Annotated in this window: 17 protein-coding genes; 5 read left to right on the plus strand and 12 right to left on the minus strand. The window is 60.0% G+C overall.

Features of this window, described 5'->3' with window-relative positions:
- Positions 1-11: 11 nt before the first annotated feature.
- Both AAC850_RS05270 and gltX read right to left on the minus strand, forming a co-directional pair.
- Positions 12-1298 carry a citrate synthase gene (locus AAC850_RS05270; protein ID WP_340587606.1) on the minus strand — a complete coding sequence of 429 codons (1287 nt, stop codon included), beginning with the start codon at positions 1296-1298 and terminating at the stop codon, positions 12-14.
- Positions 1299-1340: 42 nt separating this feature from the next.
- The gene (gene gltX, locus AAC850_RS05275) at positions 1341-2774 is read right to left on the minus strand and encodes a glutamate--tRNA ligase (RefSeq protein ID WP_340587612.1); all 1434 of its coding nucleotides are present in this window, start codon (positions 2772-2774) and stop codon (positions 1341-1343) included.
- Positions 2775-2802: 28 nt separating this feature from the next.
- On the opposite strand from gltX, the gene AAC850_RS05280 reads away from it, so the two are divergent.
- Positions 2803-4986 (plus strand): ComEC/Rec2 family competence protein, encoded by a 2184-nt coding sequence (locus tag AAC850_RS05280; RefSeq protein ID WP_340587613.1) that lies wholly within the window; start codon positions 2803-2805, stop codon positions 4984-4986.
- Between the two features lie 54 nt (positions 4987-5040).
- On the opposite strand, the gene lexA is transcribed toward AAC850_RS05280, so the two are convergent.
- From lexA to AAC850_RS05300, 4 genes are all read right to left on the minus strand, one after another.
- Complete coding sequence (gene lexA / locus AAC850_RS05285; protein ID WP_340587614.1) at positions 5041-5706, minus strand: transcriptional repressor LexA; 666 nt, start codon at positions 5704-5706, stop codon at positions 5041-5043.
- Between the two features lie 72 nt (positions 5707-5778).
- Positions 5779-6984 carry a molybdopterin molybdotransferase MoeA gene (locus AAC850_RS05290; RefSeq protein WP_340587616.1) on the minus strand — a complete coding sequence of 402 codons (1206 nt, stop codon included), beginning with the start codon at positions 6982-6984 and terminating at the stop codon, positions 5779-5781.
- Positions 6981-7463 (minus strand): cyclic pyranopterin monophosphate synthase MoaC, encoded by a 483-nt coding sequence (gene moaC / locus AAC850_RS05295; protein WP_340587617.1) that lies wholly within the window; start codon positions 7461-7463, stop codon positions 6981-6983. The genes AAC850_RS05290 and moaC overlap by 4 nt, the downstream gene beginning before the upstream one ends.
- Before the next feature lie 155 nt (positions 7464-7618).
- Entirely contained in the window at positions 7619-7993 is a 375-nt protein-coding gene (locus tag AAC850_RS05300; RefSeq protein WP_340587618.1) for a DUF3597 domain-containing protein, read from the minus strand.
- A 514-nt stretch (positions 7994-8507) separates the two neighbouring features.
- Here AAC850_RS05300 and AAC850_RS05305 point away from each other — a divergent pair.
- Positions 8508-9197 carry a hypothetical protein gene (locus AAC850_RS05305; RefSeq protein ID WP_340587619.1) on the plus strand — a complete coding sequence of 230 codons (690 nt, stop codon included), beginning with the start codon at positions 8508-8510 and terminating at the stop codon, positions 9195-9197.
- A gap of 31 nt (positions 9198-9228) precedes the next feature.
- On the opposite strand, the gene trpC is transcribed toward AAC850_RS05305, so the two are convergent.
- From trpC to AAC850_RS05335, 6 genes are all read right to left on the minus strand, one after another.
- The gene (trpC, locus tag AAC850_RS05310) at positions 9229-10020 is read right to left on the minus strand and encodes an indole-3-glycerol phosphate synthase TrpC (RefSeq protein WP_340587621.1); all 792 of its coding nucleotides are present in this window, start codon (positions 10018-10020) and stop codon (positions 9229-9231) included.
- Positions 10017-11012, minus strand: a complete 996-nt coding sequence (gene trpD / locus AAC850_RS05315; RefSeq protein ID WP_340587623.1) for an anthranilate phosphoribosyltransferase — start codon at positions 11010-11012, stop codon at positions 10017-10019. Before trpD ends, trpC begins: the two co-directional genes overlap by 4 nt.
- Positions 11009-11614: an anthranilate synthase component II gene (locus AAC850_RS05320; protein WP_340587625.1), complete on the minus strand. Its 606-nt coding sequence runs from the start codon at positions 11612-11614 to the stop codon at positions 11009-11011. The genes trpD and AAC850_RS05320 overlap by 4 nt, the downstream gene beginning before the upstream one ends.
- Positions 11611-12396 carry a phosphodiester glycosidase family protein gene (locus AAC850_RS05325; protein ID WP_340587626.1) on the minus strand — a complete coding sequence of 262 codons (786 nt, stop codon included), beginning with the start codon at positions 12394-12396 and terminating at the stop codon, positions 11611-11613. The genes AAC850_RS05320 and AAC850_RS05325 overlap by 4 nt, the downstream gene beginning before the upstream one ends.
- Positions 12393-13877, minus strand: a complete 1485-nt coding sequence (gene trpE, locus AAC850_RS05330) for an anthranilate synthase component I (protein WP_422723177.1) — start codon at positions 13875-13877, stop codon at positions 12393-12395. The genes AAC850_RS05325 and trpE overlap by 4 nt, the downstream gene beginning before the upstream one ends.
- A gap of 82 nt (positions 13878-13959) precedes the next feature.
- On the minus strand, positions 13960-15891 hold the full coding sequence (locus AAC850_RS05335) for a peptidylprolyl isomerase (protein ID WP_340587628.1): 1932 nt from the start codon (positions 15889-15891) through the stop codon (positions 13960-13962).
- 251 nt (positions 15892-16142) lie between these two features.
- On the opposite strand from AAC850_RS05335, the gene tpiA reads away from it, so the two are divergent.
- From tpiA to AAC850_RS05350, 3 genes are all read left to right on the plus strand, one after another.
- Positions 16143-16901, plus strand: coding sequence for a triose-phosphate isomerase (gene tpiA, locus AAC850_RS05340; RefSeq protein WP_340587629.1), 759 nt, complete (start codon positions 16143-16145; stop codon positions 16899-16901).
- 100 nt (positions 16902-17001) lie between these two features.
- Positions 17002-17379 carry a preprotein translocase subunit SecG gene (gene secG, locus AAC850_RS05345; RefSeq protein ID WP_340587630.1) on the plus strand — a complete coding sequence of 126 codons (378 nt, stop codon included), beginning with the start codon at positions 17002-17004 and terminating at the stop codon, positions 17377-17379.
- A gap of 105 nt (positions 17380-17484) precedes the next feature.
- Positions 17485-19125, plus strand: a complete 1641-nt coding sequence (locus AAC850_RS05350) for a CTP synthase (RefSeq protein WP_340587631.1) — start codon at positions 17485-17487, stop codon at positions 19123-19125.
- Positions 19126-19394 lie beyond the last annotated feature (269 nt).

Here is a 19394-nt window from a genome sequence, read left to right on the forward strand (position 1 = left end):
ACCCCGATACATTACCGCTTCTCGACCGGTACGTAATCGCGCTGCGTCGGGCCCGTGTAGAGCTGACGTGGACGACCGATGACCTGGCCGGGATCGGAGATCATTTCGTTCCACTGCGCGACCCAGCCAACGGTACGGGCGAGGGCGAAGAGCGCGGTGAACATGGTCGTCGGGAAGCCAATGGCCGACAGGATAATGCCCGAATAGAAGTCGACGTTGGGGAACAGCTTCTTTTCCTGGAAATACGGATCATTCAGGGCAAGCTCTTCGAGTTGCAGCGCGGTTTCGAACACCGGATCTTTTACCTCCAGCGCGTCGAATACTTCGCGCACGGTCTTCTGCATCACGGTCGCGCGCGGATCGTAATTCTTGTACACGCGGTGACCGAAACCCATCAGGCGGAACGGATCGTTCTTGTCCTTGGCCCGCTCGATGTAATGCGGAATCTTGTCGGGCGTACCGATTTCACGCAGCATGTTGAGAGCCGCTTCGTTCGCGCCGCCGTGTGCAGGCCCCCACAGGCAGGCAATGCCTGCCGCGGTGCAAGCAAACGGGTTCGCACCAGACGAACCTGCAAGTCGCACGGTCGAGGTCGAAGCGTTCTGTTCGTGATCGGCATGGAGGATGAAAATCCGGTCCATCGCCTTTTCGACCTCGGGAATGACCTCATATTCCTCGGCCGGGACGCCGAATGTCATGCGCAGAAAATTTCCGGTGTAGCTCAGCGAGTTATCGGGCTGCATGAATGGCTGGCCGACCGCATACTTATAGGCCCAGGCCGCGATTGTCGGCATTTTGGCAATCAGGCGGTGGCTCGAAATCTTGCGATGTTCGGGGTCCGAAATATCGGTGCTGTCGTGATAAAATGCCGACAAGGCACCGACCACGCCGCACATGATCGCCATTGGGTGCGCATCGCGGCGGAAGCCCTGGTAGAACTGACGCAGCTGGTCGTGCAGCATCGTGTGACGGGAGATCGTGTAGGTGAAATCGTCCAGCTCGGCCTGGTCGGGCAGTTCGCCGTTCAGGAGCAGGTAGCTGACTTCCATGAAGCTGGAATGTTCAGCCAACTGTCCGATAGGATAACCGCGATGAAGCAGCACGCCTTCCTGGCCGTCGATAAAGGTCAGCGCGCTTTCGCAACTGGCGGTGGACTTATATCCCGGGTCAAAGGTGAACTTTCCGGTCTTCCCGTAAAGCTTGCGGATATCAATGACATCCGGGCCGCAGCTACCTTCAAGTGTAGGGAATTCGAAATTCTCGCCGCCTACTGCCAGATCTGCCTGCTTGTCCGCCAATGGGGTTCTCCTTCTAAAAATCCTGTTACGCAAACGACCCGTTCAGGTCGCCGCCTGCGCGTCAATCCGCGCGAGACTTTCCTCCCTGCCGAGGAGGACGAGCACATCGAAAATTCCGGGCGAGGTGGTCTGCCCCGTTAGCGCCGCGCGAAGCGGCTGCGCAAGTTTACCGAGGCCGAGCCCCTGCTCTTCCGCATAGGCCTTCAGATTGGCCTCCAGCGCCTCGATTGTCCAGTCCGTTTCGGCCTGCAACCTGCTTGATACAGACGAAAGTCGCAGACGCGCTTCTTCGTCGAGCAGGCTCGATGCCTTCTCGGTCAATTCGAGCGGCCGCGTCTTGAAAAGGAAGGCAGCCCCGTCGGCCAGTTCGTTGATATCGCGTGCGCGGGTTTTGAGGACCGGCATCGCTTCTGTCAGCAACGCGGTGTCGGCGCCGTCAATCCGCTCTGCTACCAAGCCGGCTAGTCGCGCATCATCGGCTGCGCGGATGTAATTACCGTTCATGTTCAGCAGTTTCTTCATATCGAAACGGCTAGGCCCTTTGCCCACCGCATTGATATCGAACAGCGCGATTGCTTCTTCACAGCTGAATTCTTCCTGGTCACCGTGGCCCCAGCCAAGCCGCAGCAGGTAGTTGAACAGCGCTTCCGGCAAAATGCCCAGCTCATCGCGGTAGGCATCAACCCCCAACGCTCCATGCCGCTTCGACAGCTTGGCGCCATCATTTCCGTGGATTAGCGGCACATGGGCATAGGTCGGGCGTTCCCAGCCATCCTCGACGTCCTGCATGGCGTCGATTACCTGAATCTGACGAAACGCGTTGTTGAGATGGTCGTCACCGCGAATGATATGCGTGCAGCCCATGTCCATGTCGTCCACGACGACAGCGAGCATGTAGGTCGGTGTGCCATCGGCGCGCAGCAGGATGAAATCGTCGATTTCACGATTGTCGACCTTCACGCGGCCTTGCACGGCATCTTCGATCACCGTTTCGCCGCCCTCGGGCGTCTTGATGCGGACGGTGAAGGGCGCACCTTCGGGCGCTTCGGACGGATCGCGGTCGCGCCAGCGCCCGTCATATCGCATTGGTTGCTTCGCGGCGCGCTGTTCTTCCCGCATCTGGGCAAGTTCTTCAGAAGTCGCGAAGCATTTGTAAGCCTTGCCTACTGCGAGCAGTTTTTCGGCCACTTCTGCATGGCGAGGCGCGCGTTCGCTCTGGAAAACAGTCTCTCCGTCAAATTCAAGCCCGAGCCAGTCCAGCCCGTCGAGAATTACATCGATCGCTTCCTGTGTGGAACGCTGCTTGTCGGTATCTTCGATGCGCAGCAGCGCCTTGCCGCCATGATGGCGCGCATATAGCCAGCTGAACAATCCGGTGCGTGCGTTACCGATATGCAGGAAACCGGTCGGAGAGGGCGCAAACCGTGTCACCACGGGCCGGCTTTCACCACCGCCATTGCCATCCGAACTTGCCATAACCGCTTGTTTCCTGTCCTGTATATGCATGGCCACTCGTCAGCCGCCAATGGTTCCGCTGGGGGACGACGATCGCGATGTTGCGTTGCAGCACACGCCTTGGCGAAACCGCGTCACTTTGTCCAGTATCGCAGACGCGGCGGAGGCATTTCTCGCGTCGGCGGGATTCGATCGCGGCCCTTGGATGGCGGTCCTCCTGGCCGCTGGCATCGGCGCGTGGTTTATCCTCCCCAATTCCGCAGGATGGGTGGCATGTCTCGCCGGGGGGCCGCTTCTCGCGCTGGCGGCGCTCGCCAAATGGAAAGGGAGGGTCGATCGCACGCATCTGGTGACCGCGCTGATCGCAAGCGGCGTGTTGTTCGCGTTCGGAACGGGGCTGATCTGGGCGCGCTCTGCGATCGTCGGGCAAGAAGCGTTCGAGCGTCCGATGTCCGAGATGGTTGAGGGGCGCGTGCTCGAGCGGATCGAACAACCCGCGCAGGACCGCGTGCGACTGGTTCTGGCAATTCGCAGCCCGGAGGACGGTGAGCCGGTCCGCATCCGTGTGAACGTCCCACTGGAGCAGGCGACGCCTGCGATGGGAGAGGGCGCGCTTGTCCGGGCGCAGGCCCGGTTGATGCCGCCTGCTGCGCCGATGCTGCCTGGTGGATACAATTTTGCCCGTCGGGCTTGGTTCGACGGGCTGGCAGCTACGGGCAGCCTGCAGGGAGACATCGAGGTGGTCGAGCCTGCGCCTCCGGACGGTGCCCTTATCGCCAGCATCCAGCGAAGCCTTTCCGGCCACGTACGCGGTGAGCTCGATGGATCGGCAGGCAGCATTGCCGCCGCCTTTGCCAGTGGAGACCGCGGAGCGATAAGCAAGGCCGACGAGGATGCCATGCGCGATGCAGGCCTGACGCACCTGCTCTCTATCAGTGGCCTGCATGTCAGCGCGGTCATCGGTGCAGCATATCTCCTGGCTATCAAGCTGTTGGCGCTGTGGCCCTGGTTGACATTGCGCGTGCGGCTGCCGGTAATGGCCGCAGCGTTCGCGGCGTTGGCGGGTATTGGTTACACGCTTTTGACGGGCGCGGAGGTGCCGACGGTTCGCAGCTGTATTGGCGCGCTGCTTGTCCTCGTGGCTCTGGCACTGGGCCGTGAGCCCCTGTCGCTGAGAATGGTGGCTGCCGCGGCCTTTGCCGTCTTGCTGGCATGGCCGGAGAGCCTGGTCGGTCCGAGTTTCCAGATGAGCTTTTGCGCTGTTATCGCGATTGTTGCCCTACACAATTCAGAGCCGGTCAAGCGTTTCCTGGCGCCGCGCGAGGAAAGCTGGCTGGCGCGGCTCGGTCGGCGGACGTTCATGCTGCTTGTCACCGGTATGGTAATTGAAATCGCGCTGATGCCGATCGTGCTGTATCATTTCCATCGGGCAGGCATTTACGGCGCATTGGCGAATGTCGTCGCCATACCACTGGTGACCTTCGTCTCCATGCCCTTGATCGCCATCGCGCTCCTGTTCGACACGATCGGAGCGGGAGCGCCGTTCTGGTGGCTGGCTGGCAAATCACTCGACCTGCTGGTGGGAATTGCGCATTTCACCGCCGGTCAGCCCGGCGCGGTCAAGCTCATCCCCCAGATGACTTTGACAACGGTTCTCCTGTTCGCTGCGGGCGGCCTGTGGCTGGCGCTATGGAAGGGCAGGGCGCGACTACTTGGCTTTCTGCCTGCCGCGGCGGCTATTGCCATGCTGATGACGACGCCCATTCCCGATATCCTGATCTCGGGCGATGGCCGACATGTCGGAATCACCGGTGAGGACGAGCGATTGCTCGTCCTCCGCGACACACGCAGCGCCTTCACCCGCGAGAACCTGCTCGAACTGGCAGGTGTAGAGGGCGAGACGATGCCCATGGCCGCGTGGCCCGGCGCGCAATGTAGTCCTGATTTTTGCGCCATAACGGTGGAGCGGGGTGGACGCGATTGGCACATATTGATGAGCCGTAGCCGCGATATAGTCGCCGAGCGCGCTCTGGCCGCCGCCTGCGAGCGGTCTGACATCGTAGTCTCCGATCGCTGGCTACCGCGAAGCTGCGAACCGCGCTGGTTCAAGGCCGATGCGCGAATGCTGTCGATCAATGGCGGCCTGGCAATCGATCTGGAGGGCGAGCACGTCAGAGCCGTTGCCGAGGCCGAGGGAGAGCATGGCTGGTGGCGCGGCCGCCGGGAATACTGATGCTGCCCGGGCTACCCGCGCAGGATCATCATCAGCATCAGTGATAAGGCCCGATCAGTGGTAACGGCGGAGCAGCCCTGCCAGCTTCCCCTGAACTTCCACCTGATTATCCGCGTATATTTGCGGATCGTAGGACGAATTTGCCGGATCGAGACGGATGCGGCCGCCATCGTGAAACAGATACTTCAATGTCGCTTCTTCGCCATCGACGAGCGCGACCACGATATCGCCATCGCGTGCAGTGGTGGCCTTCTTCACAAGCGCGAAGTCGCCATCGAAAATGCCGGCTTCAACCATCGAGTCGCCCGAAACTTCGAGCGCATAGTGTTCGCCGCTGCCAAGCAGGGCAGCCGGAACGGGCAGCGTCTGACTGCCTTCCAGCGCCTCTATCGGAACACCCGCAGCGATACGGCCATGAAGCGGAATTTCGATAACATCGTTTGCGGCTTGTGGTTGCGCAGCCGGTACCGAAGTTGCTTTGGCGACGGGGTCGTTCCCGGCGAGGTTCTCTGGCATCTTGACCACTTCAAGCGCGCGGGCGCGGTTCGGCAGGCGCCGGATGAAGCCGCGCTCTTCGAGAGCCGAAATCAACCGATGCACGCCCGATTTGCTCTTCAAATCAAGCGCCTCCTTCATTTCCTCGAAACTGGGCGAGATGCCCGTGTCTTCGAGGCGGCGATTGATAAAAAGCAGCAATTCGTGTTGTTTGGCGGTCAACATCGGCCTGTCCCTTGCGTCAATGTTCCACTTCGGGAACGAATAAGGAACAAGTATGAAACAGATTCGCCAAAGTCAAGCAATACCGCCATTTTGGAGCGGATAGACCGTTACGGGGTCACCAGTCCTTGCCGGCGGGGCGTTGCCACCTCTTTCGATGAAGCAATCCGCAGCTGCGAGCGTTCTCAAGGCGCTGCTGTCGCGTTGGAGCAGTGGCTGAGCGCCTTCGGGACACATTACGCCACGGATAAACTCGGTGCGTGAGCCATTGGCTGGCAGGTCTGCGGCGAGAGACAATGCCAGCGATTGCGGCATCGGATCGTATGAACCCGCAAGATGCCGAAGCAGCGGCAGGAGGAAGAAAAAGGCCGTGACATAGCTCGACACTGGATTGCCCGGCAGGCCCAGAATGATCTTAGTTCCCTTGCGGGCTACCAACAGTGGTTTTCCAGGTTTCATGGCGACGCGCCAGAAATCCAGCTTCGCGCCCCATTGCTCAAGGGCAGGACGGACCAGATCGTGGTCGCCGACTGAAGCTCCGCCGCTGATGATGATTACATCGGCTGTGGATGCATCATCGAAGGATTTAACCAACTTCTCGCGGCGGTCTGGGACCGGACCGATCCGATGCGACGATTCACAAAAAGGTGAAGCCATGATTCCCAACATTGCCCCATTACTGGCCGGGATCTGGTGGTCTCTGGCGGTTGCTGCATCTGCTACGAGTTCATCGCCGCTGTCGATGACACTCAGACGGGCCTTTCTCCCGACATCGACTGTGACTTGGCCCCCAGCAATTGCGAGCGCGCATCTGGCTGCGTCCATACGCGTTCCGGTTCGCAGCAACGCATCTCCGGCGGTGAAGTCGAACCCCTGATGACGGATGTGCCGGGGTGAAGCTGTAGCGTCACTTGCCACCCGCAGGTCATTGCCATCAAGCTGAGCATCTTCCTGCAGCAGCACGGCGCTGGCACCTTCAGGCATCAGCGCTCCGGTCGAGATGCGGACAGCATCGCCTTTACCAAAAGTGCCTTCAAAAGGATGGCCCGCGGCGCTTTCGCCGACGACGCGCCAGGAACCGGAAGGGTCGTTATCACCTACAGCAAAGCCATCCATAGCCGACAAGTCTGCCGGGGGCTGTGTTCTTCGTGCAATGATATCTGAGGCCAGAAACCGGCCGGCTGCATTTTCGATCGCAACAGTTTCCGCTTCAAGCGGTTGGGCAAGTGCGAGCAACCTGGACTGCGCGTCCTGCATGGATATCGGGGGAGGCAGATTCATTCCGCCTCGTCTTCGGCGTGCCAGTCACCACTCTTGCCGCCCGATTTCGAAATGAGGCGCAAATGTTCGATCACCATGCCCTTCTCCAGCGCCTTGGCCATATCGTAGATCGTCAACAACGCGATGGAAGTAGCCGTCATCGCTTCCATTTCCACACCGGTCTTGCCCGTCAGTGCCGCCACCGCGGTCACACGGATCGCATCATCCTGGAAAGCAAAATCGATGCGGACGGACTCCAGCGCAAGCGGATGGCAGAGCGGAATGAGTTCACCCGTCTTTTTCGCCGCCATGATGCCCGCAATGCGAGCGGCGGCCAGAACGTCCCCTTTCGGTCCACTGCCGTCGCGAATAGCGGCAAGTGTGGCTGCAGCCATGCGAATACGGCCCTCTGCCGTTGCAGTCCGCTTGTTGTCGCGCTTGCCGCTGACGTCGACCATTCGCGCCGCGCCGCTTTCATCAAGGTGGGTCAGACGCGGCATTGCTCATCATCCTTGCGTGGCAATTCATCGTGCAACGGAAAACGCCCCGCCGTGCATCGTGTGCAGGCAGGGCGTTGTGCGTTTGGATTATTCTGCGAGGCACGGATCATGCGATACCTGTGCCATACTCGTCCCGATCAGGACAGGGTCATGCTTCAGTCGCGGAGTGAAGCGGGGACATTGCCCCCGGCAGCGGCGAGGCGGTTCATCACCTGCTTGTGAAGCCAGATGTTTTCTTCCGCCTTGCCCGAATAATCATTGTCACCAAGCTCGTTCGCCAGTTCCTTGCGGTTTTCGTAACTTGGATCGAGATCTACCAGCTTCATCAAGTCGACGATCGAAGTGCGCCAGTTTAGCTTGTCCGCACCGTCCATGTTGTCCAGCTTGGCTTCGACATCGACATTGCTGACAGCCTTGGAAGATCCGCGGTTGAAACCTGTCGACTTGGGAGCGCCTACCGTTTTCGTCGGTGCTTCGTCATCCTTGTCATCGCCAAAGATCGCATTCTTGATCGTGCTGAAAATTCCCATGGTCTGGTTCCTCTTTCGATTTGTTCGGTATGGTGTGTTCATACACAATTGCACCGGTCTGGCAGAACAATGATTTTGTAAAATCTCTGTTCCTCGACTGAGCATGTCTCCACCAACTATTTTGCGGTTCCCGGTTGAATTCAATTGTCGAAATTTTCGAAGCTATTTATTTGTTTCGTTTGGGCGAGTTGCCCAGAATCGGGATAGGTCCCTCGGGGAATTAACGAAAATGCGATCAACTGTTTCTGCGCTCCTTGCGGGGTGCTTGATGGTTTCTGGTTGCGGCGGTGACGACAGTTCACCCGGCCCAATAGCGGGGCCAACTCCGACGCCCACTGCAACCCCGACACCCACTCCCACGCCCACGCCGAGCTATGCACGATACGCGAATATCACCGGCAATCGCTCGTTTGCGAGTTCATGTGCATCCGGCTTTTTCCGCGTACCGGACCCCCAAATTTACCCGGCGACGGCTTTTGGCGAGAGCTTAAGTTTACCCTACACAGCCGCCAGCATGACCTGGGCCATATCAGGTCCAAACCAGATCAATTTGCAATTCGGGCCTGCTGACGTTGATACGGCACCTCCGACACCCTCTTCGGCTGCATACAAGCGCACTTTGCCGAGCGGTGCTTCGGAGCGGCTCTACATCGGGGTTGGAGCCCTGGCGACAGGTACCGCGGACTATACGCGTGGTGCATATGTTGCGGGCTTCAATGGATCCAACCAGCCAATCATCCACTATTGCGTGCTCGGCGTACCAACCCAGTTGGATGATCGGCCGACCGCCAATAATGTGAGTTACGACAATTTCGGTGTCGGTGGATTTGCGCTGGAAACCAACACGAGCGGCGTGGTGACATATGAAATCAAGGACAGTGTCATCACCCAGGCAGTGAATCTTGCCACCGGCACTCTCAACACGAATATACGCCTGGTCGGCCGGCGCATCGAGAATGGCGTTCCGTCGGGTGCGATTACCGAACTCGGCAGGTACCAGGGGCAGGCATCTTTCGACGGCACGGTTCAGACCTACTCGGCAGATTTGACGAGCAGCAACTGGCAGAACCTCCAGTCCAATTACGGGGGTTGGTTCTTCGGACCGCAAGGCATCGAGACCGGTTTCAGCTTTGCAATCGTTTCCGAGGACGGCGGGACAGGGCGCCGGATTCACGTGATCGGCACGGCGATTGGAAAACGCTAGCCGGACGAGGGCGCTGCTACCTGGCTGATCGTCAGCCTTCGAGCAGCGCCCGCGTTGCTGCTTCTACATCGTCGGCCCGCATCAGGCTTTCTCCGACAAGAAAGCATCGGACGCCCGCAGCGGCAAGCCGCTCGCAATCAGCATGCGATTTGATCCCGCTTTCGCCGACGATCAGGCTTCCATCGGGAGCTAGCGGCGCAAGCCGCTCTGTAGTGGCTAGGTCGGTGGTGAAAGTGCGCAAGTCGCGGTTGTTGACTCCGATAAGCCGCGATTGGAGATGCTTTGCGGCACGTTCAAGCTCGGCTTCGTCGTGTACCTCGACCAGCACGTCCATGCCACGCTCAATAGCTGCGGCCTCGATTTCAACCATCGCGACATCATCCAGCGCGGCAACGATTACAAGGACCGCATCGGCCCCGATCATTCGGCTTTCGGCGACCTGCCACGGATCAACCATGAAATCCTTGCGCAACACCGGCAGGTCTACCGATGCACGCGCTTCCATCATATAGTCCTCATGCCCCTGGAAATAGGGCGCGTCGGTCAACACCGAAAGACATGCAGCACCGCCTTTGGCATAGTCCATCGCATGTTGATGTGGGCGGAAATCGGCGCGGATCAAGCCTTTGGACGGGCTGGCCTTCTTGATTTCCGCGATGAGGCCAAAGCCATCGTGTGCTTTCTCTTCGAGCGCCCGCCGGAAACCACGTGGCGCGCTGGAGTTTTGCGCTGCCCGGTCACAGTCGGACATGGTCATGGCGGTCTTGCGCGCAGCGACTTCCTGCCGCTTGTTGGCGCAGATCTCCTGCAGCTTGTCGGTCATTTGGCGGTCGCGATCCAGCATTCGAGCAGTGCCTTGGCCAGCCCCTTGTCTATAGCCTCGCCTGCTTCCTCGACGCCTTCGGTCCAGCTTTCCACTTCGCCTGCCACGATCAGCGCACCCGCTGCATTGAAAACGACCGCATCGCGATAGGGACCGGGCGCGCCCATCAAGAGGGCCTGCAGCGCCTTGGCATTGTGGGCAGCATCACCGCCACGAATGGCTTCGACGGGAGCGTGTTCCAGGCCGGCATCGCTGGCATCCACGCGCCGCATTGTGACATTGCGACCCTGCACGTCGGCAAGTTCGTTTCCCTCATCCAGGCTCAATTCGTCCAATCCTTCATCGCCCGAGATGATGAACGTCCGTTCGGTCCCGAGGCGCGCCATCGCATCGGCATAGATCGGGACATAGGCCGGACGGGCAATACCAATCAGCTGGCGACGGACCTTGGCAGGGTTGGACAGTGGCCCCATCAAATTGAAGATTGTGCGCTTGCCCAGTTTCTGCCGGATGGGCTGAATACGCGCCATCGCCGGGTGATGGTTCTTGGCAAAAAGAAAGCAGATGCCGATTTCGGCCAGTGTTCTCTCGGCAGTCCGCCCGGCCGCGTCCATGTCGAGGCCGAGTGCTTCCAGTGTGTCGGCTGCACCCGCCTTGGAGCTCGCCGCACGGTTTCCGTGTTTTGCCACTGGCACGCCGCACGCTGCGACCACCAGGCTGACGGCAGTCGAAACGTTGAGTGTGTGATGGCCGTCCCCACCCGTGCCGCAAACGTCGATGGCGTTCTCCGGCGCATCGATCGGAATGAGCCGCTTGCGCATTGCCATTGCCGCTCCGGCAATTTCCTCTGCCCGCTCGCCCCTGTCTGAAAGCTCGGACAAGAAGCGCGCGATCTCATTTTCGGATGGCTTCCCGTCGAGCATATCGCCAAAGGCACGCTCCGCATCGGCTTCGGTCAGGGCAATATCGGTAGGGGGCAATACGCCGCTCATGCAGGTACCTTTGCGGCGATGCCGCACAATTGGAGGAAATTCGCGAGCAGCGCGTGACCGTGCTGCGTGGCAATGCTTTCAGGATGGAACTGCACGCCGTGTATGGGCAGGTCCGCATGGCGGAAGCCCATCACGCTCGTTCCGTCGAGACCCGGTGTTTCGCTGGTGGCATTGACCAGCAGGCAATCGGGAATATTGTCCACGATCAGCGAGTGATACCGGGTCGCATGAAAGGGCGAAGGCAAGTTAGCGAAAACGCCTGTTCCGTCATGATCAACCGGCGAAGTCTTGCCATGCATCAGCCCGCCGCGCGTCACGCGTCCGCCAAAATGCTGACCGATCGCCTGATGGCCAAGGCAGACGCCAAGCAATGGCAGCTTCGCGTCTGCGCAGGCTGCGACCAGATCGAGGCTTATGCCAGCCTCATTCGGTGTGCATGGTCCGGGAGAGATGAGAATGCCAGCGGCACCCGATGCCATGACGTCATCGACGCTGACGGCATCATTGCGTTCAACCTTCACTTCGGCACCAAGTTCCATCAAGTAATGGACGAGATTGAAAGTGAAGCTGTCGTAATTGTCGATGACGAGAATGTGACTCATTCTGCAGCCTCTGCCCGATTTCTCACCACGATCAAGGGTCCGATGTCCGGTCCGGTATCGAGCCGTTCATTGGGCATGTCCCAAATCTGCGACACGCTTCCGTCGAGGAAAAGCGCATTATCGACGTTCAGCGCGTCCCGGTAATAGCGCGCCAGCTTGCCGAAACTGATTGGGGCTTCGCTGATCACGAAATGCGCTCGCCCGCTGGCATCGACGCCTACTGCATTGCGGATCTTGCGGGATTCGCCATCGGGGTCGAAGGCAGGGTGCAATTCCCCGTTGATGACCAGCATTGGGCCGGACTGCGTGGCGAAATGCGGGCGATCCTTGATCTGGCCAGCGAAGGCCTCGGTTTCGAGAACACGCCAATTTCCGTCTTCCCCGCCGAAGAAAATTCCATTGGGAAGCAGGTGGAAATTGCCCGGACCATCGGTCTGGTTAAGCAGGGCCAGGCGACGCCCTTCCTCGACATAATACCCGATGGGTACGCCCTCGGCATCAAACATGCCGGCATTCATGGCGAAGACGACAGGATGCTCTACTTCACGAGGATGACGTACGAATGCACGTAGGGATCGATAGGGGTTATCTTCGCCTTCGGGCGCGAGGTCCGTGTTGATCGCGTGGCGAGTCGGCTCAGCCTGGCAATGTGTTAGCGGCGTGTCCTCGAACATGACAGGTTGGCAAATCGACAAGAGCTCTTCTGCAGGTTCACCTTCGAAATGCACTTCGCAGGCCGTCAGCGCGAGACACGCTGTCATTACGCCCGCGACGCGCTTCACTGCCCGTACTCCGGCTCTGCAGCGATCCCCACCGCCTCCCGTGCGGCAGCAATCAAGGCTCCGGCCTTGTGGCGGCATTCGGCGGCTTCATACGCCGGATCGCTGTCCGCAACGATACCGGCGCCTGCCTGAACGTGCATCACGCCGTCTTTCACAACGGCTGTCCGCAGGACGATGCAGCTGTCGACCGAGCCATCGGGCGCAAAATAGCCGACGCCCCCGGCATAGGCTCCGCGCGTTTCCGGCTCCAGTTCCGCGATGATTTCGCAGGCGCGTATCTTGGGAGCGCCGCTGACAGTGCCTGCAGGGAAACCAGCAAACAGGGCATCGAGCGCGTCCTTGTTGTCCGCCAGTTCGCCAACCACGTTGCTCACGATGTGCATGACATGGCTGTACCGCTCGACGGTGAAGCTGTCGGTCACGGTGACGCTGCCCTGTGAAGCCACGCGCCCGACATCGTTGCGGCCCAGGTCGAGCAGCATCAGATGCTCGGCACATTCCTTGGGGTCGGCGAGCAGGCTTGCTTCATTGGCCTTGTCATCGGCCTCGGATAGGCCGCGCGGCCGGGTTCCGGCGATGGGGCGTATCGTCACCTCGGCCTTGCCATCGGTATTGGGTCGCACACGCACGAGGATTTCGGGCGAGGAGCCGACCACCGCGAAACCAGGCATGTCGAGGAAATACAGGAAAGGCGAAGGATTTACCCGCCGCAACGCGCGGTACAAAGCCAGTGGCGGGAGCGGGAAGGGACAGGTGAAACGCTGTGCCAGTACGACCTGGAAAATATCGCCTGCCGTGATGTAGTCCTTCGCACGCAGCACGATCTGCTCGTAATCCTCTGCAGGGATGACAGGATCGAGTTCGCAATTTGGCAGATCGTCAAGACGGACAGCTTCGGGAACCTTTTCGCCCAATTTGCGCAGCGCCTCGTCGATGCGGTCGGTTGCTCTCTCCAGCTTTGCCGCAGGGTCTGCGGCGTCGGCCCACAGCGGCGCAATCACGAACAGGCCATCCGTCAGTCGGTCGAACACCAGCACGAGGGCAGGGCGTGCGAACAGCATGTCGGGCAGGGAGAGATCGCTTTGCGGTGCGCGCGGCAATTTTTCGACCAGCCCAATCGTCTCGTAGCCGAAATAACCGACGACGCAGGCAAGCGCCGGAGGCAGCGCATCGGGAACGTCGATACGGCAGGACTGCACCAGCGCGCGCAGTTCGGCCATGCTGTCGCCGGGAAGGGCGTCGAAGGCATCCCGGTCGTGCCGCCAGTTGCGGTTGACTTCGGCCTGTGCGCCGGTTGCGCGGAACATAAGGTCGGGATCGAGGCCGAGCAAGCTGTAGCGCCCGCGAATTTCGCCGCCCTCTACCGATTCCAGCAGGAAATCTCCGCGCCCTTCCTCGATCAGCTTGAGCGCGCCGCCAATCGGCGTTTCGGTGTCGGCAACCACCCGCCGCCAGACGAGCGTGTTGTTGCCCTGCGCCAGTGCGGCGAGTGCTTCATCGCCGTTCTGGACAGCCCCTGCGTTAACCGCGTTGTTGGTTTCCGGGGCGCCCAGGCCCGCCTCCTCAGTTCGATCCGCCGGTCAGCAGTGCGCGTACAGCTTCAATGCCGGCCTCGTTGCGTTCGATTTCGACGGCCGCCTCTGCGGCAGTGACGAACTGTTCGACATATTCCTGGCCCAGCGCTTCGGAAAGCTGCGCTGCCGTGTTGACAAAGTCCTGGCTGTCTTCATCGAGCTCGGCCGTTTCAATGTCCTCGAGCGATACCACGTACCATTGGCTCGCTTCCGGCACGGCAACGCGTTCCACGGTGCCTTCTGCCATCGAGAAGAACAGGATTGTCGCGCGAGTAATCTGCCCCTGCTGGGCCAGTTCGCGGCGATTGATGCGCAGGTTTTGCGGCGACGGGAGTTCGACTTCCTCGGCGGCAACGGCCTCGGCCAGCGAGGCTCCGCCTTCGACGCGCTCGAGGACACGTCCCGCAGCCCGTCCTGCTGCGGCCATGCCCTGATCGCGGCGCCATTGCTGGACGATCCCGTCGCGTATTTCGGCGAGCGGTGCAGTCGCGCTTGGCGTGATTTCCGACACATCGAAGATCAGATAGGCTTCGCCCGGCACCAATTCGGTGATCTCAGGGCTGTTAGCACTCATTTCGAATGCAAAGGACACGACCCGCGAGAGGGCCGGCGGTGCCTGACCGTCCTGGCCGTAGACCTGCCCGTTTGCGAGCAAGGGTGGCGTCGACTGGATTTCAGCGCCGAGTTCGGCAGCCGCTTCTTCCAACGTACGGCCGCGACCGAATTCGGTCTCGAGCCGTTCGGTCAGCTCGTTGAGGGCTTCCCGGCGCCGTTCAGCGATGAGGGTCTCGCGAATTTCATCACGAACCTGCTCCAGCGAACGCGCAGCGACCGGCGTGACGTCGTCCACGCGAAAGACATACCAGCCAAGGCTTCCGCGCACTGGTCCGACAAGCCCGCCTTCTGCAGCATCGAAACCGGCCCCAGCCACGGCCTGTGAGGCGGTAGAGGCATAATCGGGGCGCTCGACTTCGCTCACCTGCGTCGTGGCGAGGCCTTTGGACCGCGCCGAAGCCTCGAGCGTGACGCCGCCCCTCACTTCATCGACGACTGCCTGACCGGCGGCCTGTGTCGGAACTACAAGCTGCGTGAACGTGCGGCGCTCCGTCGCACGGTACAAGACGCTGTCGGCTTCGTATCGTGCGGCAATCTGCGCAGCAGTGACCGGCGGAAGATCGGATACCGCATCTTCGCTGAAAGCAGCATAGCGGATCACACGACGTTCTGGTCGGATATAGCGGGCGCGGTTCTCATTATAGTAGGCTTGTATCTGCTCGTCAGTCGGGTCGCCCTGGGGGGCGAATGCCGAGGCAGGAAAGACAGCAGCGGTCCCGGTGCGAGTGTCATTCAGAAGCTGCGCGTAGGTGCGCGCCATGCTGTCAGGCATCCGCGCTCCGAAGGAGATCGGCACGACGGACTGACGAGCCAACAGGCTGAGCGCCAGGTCTTCGCGGACGGTGCTTTCGGTCAAATTGCGCTGGCGCAGCGAGTTGCGAAATGCCTCGACATTGAACGTACCATCAATGCCCTGGAACCCCGGAGCGTTCTGGATCTCGCTATCGACCAGTCGTTTGCCGGCACGAAAGCCTATCATTTCGGCAAATTCCGCAATCGCCGCGCGGCTGAGCATTTGCGAGAGCACATCGTCAAACCCGCCTTGGGCAACGAATCCTTCCATCGACAACGTGGGATTTTCTTCGCGGGACTGCTGCAAGGCGTTGTTGGCATTCTGCTGCAGATCGGCGGTCGAAATGGTGCGGTCACCGACCACAGCCACGCGGTCGCCTCCGGCGACTCCCCCGAACATGCCGGTGTTTGCTACGTCAGAGCTGGCAAATGCCACGGCGATCAGGCCGAGGAATGCCAGTGTCACCACGATACCGACCTTGGATTTGAAGAAATTGCGGAAAATCTGGAACATGCGAGATCAATTCTGCCTTGGCCTGGTGGCCGTTTGTGCGGATAGGGCACGCTGCTTGGCAACGTGGCTCCATGAAAAGAGCATGCGCTTTATCCCGCCTGCGACCATGCCGCAACAGGGCGTAGGTGCTTTCGTCCATTGTGCACAAGCAGCTTTGACAAGAACGACCTCGGGCATTAGCGCGCTTTGTCACCTATCACTTCGGCTTGGATCACGAGTCAAAGCAAGTTACGGAAATCACAGTGAATTCAATGACCACTCGGCCATATATTGTCGGCAATTGGAAGATGCACGGCACGCGTGCGATGCTGGCGGAAGCGCGCGCGATTGACCGTGCGGCAGAGCGTTTGCTGAAAGTCGAGGTGGCGATCGCCCCTCCTTTCACCCTGATTCACGCCACCCGCAAGGAAGCAACGTTGATCGCAATTGGCGCGCAGGATTGCCACCCTGCGGATGGCGGCGCGCACACCGGCGACATCTCCGCAGCCATGGTCAAGGACGCTGGCGCGGGCTTTACCATCGTCGGGCACAGCGAACGTCGTGCGAACCACGGCGAAAGCAACGAGTTGGTAAAGAGGAAGGCGCATGCCGCCATCGATGCCGGCATGAGCGTGATCGTCTGCGTCGGTGAGACGGAAGCGGAGCGCGATTCGGGCAAAGCGGCAAGTGTCGTTACACGCCAGCTCAATGGCTCGCTGCCCGATGGTGATGAGGTGGCCGACAAGGTCACCGTCGCTTACGAACCTGTCTGGGCTATCGGCACCGGTCGTACGCCCACGCCTGATGATATCGCCGACATGCACCGCCATATACGAAAGGTTCTGGAGAAGGCCTATGGCGATGCAGGCAGTGAAGTGCGCATACTTTACGGTGGCTCCGTGAAACCGGAAAATGCTGCCGAACTGTTGAGTGCGGACGAGGTCGGCGGTGCACTGGTTGGCGGAGCGAGCCTTTCGGCCGAAAGCTTCCTGGGCATCATCATGGCTGCCGCAGAGGACGAACGCGAATAGCTGCTTAAACTTCGTAGACAATGTGCCCCCTTGTGAGAAAGGGCGGGGCGGACTACATGCGCCGCTCATTTCATCTCAAAAATCGACTGACTGACCGGCCATGACACTCTTCAACTTCCTTTTTCTGATCCAGGCTTTCGTGGCCGCAGGGCTCGTTCTGCTAGTCTTGATGCAGCGGTCCGAAGGTGGCGGGCTGGGAATCGGTGGTGGCGGTAGCCCGGGCGGCGTCATGTCAGCCCGTGGTGCAGCAGACTTCCTTACCAGGGCAACCAAGTGGTTCGCGGTGGCCTTTGTTGTTCTTGCTGTGATTCTTGCCAGCCTTGCGGTTGACGCAAGCGGCGGGGGCGAACTGGACGATACTCTCGATCGTTCGATCAGTGCGTCGGATGAAATTGCGCCCGGCACGGCCGCTCCGGTTGCTGGTGAAGACGCGGACGCTGTTGATGCAGACGATCCCCTGGCTGACGTCGCCGAGTAATTTCCCGCAATCGGTTTGAAACCGGGGAAAATTCGCACATTCGCGGCAAAACTCGCCGCATTATGCTTGCGCCGAATCCCCGCGTGAGCTTAAGGCTCAACTCCCATGGCGCGGTACATTTTCATAACCGGCGGCGTGGTCTCCTCGCTCGGCAAAGGTCTCATGGCAGCCTCTCTGGCAGCCCTCCTGCAGGCACGTGGGTACAAGGTCCGTATACGCAAGTTCGATCCCTATCTGAATGTCGATCCGGGAACGATGAGCCCGTATCAACACGGCGAAGTCTATGTCACCGATGACGGGGCAGAGACCGATCTCGACCTCGGCCACTACGAACGTTTCACCGGTGTCTCTGCTCACCAGAACGACAATATCACCTCGGGGCGCGTCTATCGCGATATTATCGCCAAGGAGCGGCGCGGCGATTATCTGGGTGCGACGGTGCAGGTCATTCCGCACGTCACCGATGCGATCAAGGACTTCGCACTCGCCGACCAAGGTGACCATGACTTCATCCTTTGCGAAATCGGGGGAACCGTTGGCGACATCGAAAGCCTGCCGTTCATGGAGGCGATCCGCCAGTTGCGAAATGAGCTTGAGCCCGACCAGACGGTCTCCGTGCATGTTACGCTTGTGCCGTACATCGCTGCTGCGGGCGAGCTGAAGACCAAGCCGACACAGCACTCAGTGCGTGAGCTGGCTGCTCTCGGCATCAAGCCGGATGTCCTGCTGTGCCGCTGTGAACATCCGCTGCCGGAAGGCGAGCAGCGCAAGATCGCCGCATTCTGCAACGTTCGCCCGGAATCGGTGATTCCGGCACTCGATGCGTCCAGCATCTACGCCGTGCCGCGCCAGTACCATGAGGAAGGTCTCGACACCGAGGTTCTTCGCCATTTCGGGATGCTTGGAACGTCCAATCCGCCGGACATGGCGCGTTGGGAAGATGTGGTTGACCGCTACGAGAACCCCGAAGGCGAAGTGAACATCGGCGTCGTAGGGAAGTATGTCGGCCTGCCCGATGCCTACAAATCGCTGAACGAAGCACTGGTTCACGGCGGCATGGCCAATCGTACCAAGGTCAATATCGAGTGGATCGACGCCGAGGTCTTTGAAGGCGATGACGCAGAGATTGCCGCCCAGTTGGAGCCATTGCATGGCATCCTCGTGCCAGGCGGCTTCGGCGATCGTGGTAGCGAAGGAAAAATCGCCAGCGTCCGCTTCGCGCGTGAACGCAAGGTTCCATTCCTCGGCATTTGCCTGGGGATGCAAATGGCCTGCATCGAAGGTGCGCGGAACATGGCAGGCATTGGCGGCGCCTCCTCGACCGAATTCGGCGAGACGGATGAGCCAGTAGTGGGCATCATCACCGAATGGATGAGCGAAGAGGGTTTGCAGAAACGATCCGCAGAGACCGATCTGGGCGGAACCATGCGACTTGGAGCCTACCCCGCGCAACTGGCGGGCAACAGCCATGTTTCGCAGATCTACGGTGGGGCCAGCGAGATTTCCGAACGCCACCGTCACCGTTACGAGGTCAATTCAGCCTATAAAGAGCGATTGGAAGAAGGCGGACTGATCTTTTCCGGGATGTCGCCTGACGGTTTGCTACCCGAGATAGTAGAACGACCGGACCATCCGTGGTTCGTCGGCGTACAATTCCATCCGGAACTAAAGAGCAGGCCTTTCGACCCGCATCCACTTTTTTCCGGTTTTATTGAAGCAGCACTTGCTCAATCACGACTTGTATAGGCGATAGTTTCCATTGGATTACGCATTATAGAGAAAAACCTTGCAATTGTTACTAGTGGGGGCGTAACCAATGGTAATACGGGGCAAGGGGGTAGCTCGATCAACATTCATCCGTGATGCTACGCGGTCGCGCTGCATTTCGCACACCCCAAGGTATTGACCGACCTTGCGCGGGCAACAGGGGGTTCCTGCGCAGTCGGACCGGTCTTGCTAGCGTGAAAGGCTGTCTCTTGCGACCCGGACAGCTTATCTCTCTGGCGAGTCGGCGC

This window comes from Erythrobacter alti (genome assembly GCF_037996805.1).
GTDB classification, from domain to species: Bacteria; Pseudomonadota; Alphaproteobacteria; order Sphingomonadales; family Sphingomonadaceae; genus Alteraurantiacibacter; species Alteraurantiacibacter alti.

Excerpts from the sequence above, each read along its gene's own strand:
- AAC850_RS05320 (WP_340587625.1), bottom strand. The coding sequence starts at position 11,614 with ATGAGTCACATTCTCGTCATCGACAATTACGACAGCTTCACTTTCAAT.
- AAC850_RS05350 (WP_340587631.1), top strand. The coding sequence starts at position 17,485 with ATGGCGCGGTACATTTTCATAACCGGCGGCGTGGTCTCCTCGCTCGGC.
- AAC850_RS05290 (WP_340587616.1), bottom strand. The coding sequence starts at position 6,984 with ATGAATCTGCCTCCCCCGATATCCATGCAGGACGCGCAGTCCAGGTTG.
- AAC850_RS05280 (WP_340587613.1), top strand. The coding sequence starts at position 2,803 with ATGGCCACTCGTCAGCCGCCAATGGTTCCGCTGGGGGACGACGATCGC.
- trpC (WP_340587621.1), bottom strand. The coding sequence starts at position 10,020 with ATGACCGACAAGCTGCAGGAGATCTGCGCCAACAAGCGGCAGGAAGTC.
- AAC850_RS05335 (WP_340587628.1), bottom strand. The coding sequence starts at position 15,891 with ATGTTCCAGATTTTCCGCAATTTCTTCAAATCCAAGGTCGGTATCGTG.
- trpD (WP_340587623.1), bottom strand. The coding sequence starts at position 11,012 with ATGAGCGGCGTATTGCCCCCTACCGATATTGCCCTGACCGAAGCCGAT.
- secG (WP_340587630.1), top strand. The coding sequence starts at position 17,002 with ATGACACTCTTCAACTTCCTTTTTCTGATCCAGGCTTTCGTGGCCGCA.
- AAC850_RS05300 (WP_340587618.1), bottom strand. The coding sequence starts at position 7,993 with ATGGGAATTTTCAGCACGATCAAGAATGCGATCTTTGGCGATGACAAG.
- AAC850_RS05305 (WP_340587619.1), top strand. The coding sequence starts at position 8,508 with ATGACCTGGGCCATATCAGGTCCAAACCAGATCAATTTGCAATTCGGG.
- gltX (WP_340587612.1), bottom strand. The coding sequence starts at position 2,774 with ATGGCAAGTTCGGATGGCAATGGCGGTGGTGAAAGCCGGCCCGTGGTG.
- tpiA (WP_340587629.1), top strand. The coding sequence starts at position 16,143 with ATGACCACTCGGCCATATATTGTCGGCAATTGGAAGATGCACGGCACG.
- moaC (WP_340587617.1), bottom strand. The coding sequence starts at position 7,463 with ATGCCGCGTCTGACCCACCTTGATGAAAGCGGCGCGGCGCGAATGGTC.
- lexA (WP_340587614.1), bottom strand. The coding sequence starts at position 5,706 with ATGTTGACCGCCAAACAACACGAATTGCTGCTTTTTATCAATCGCCGC.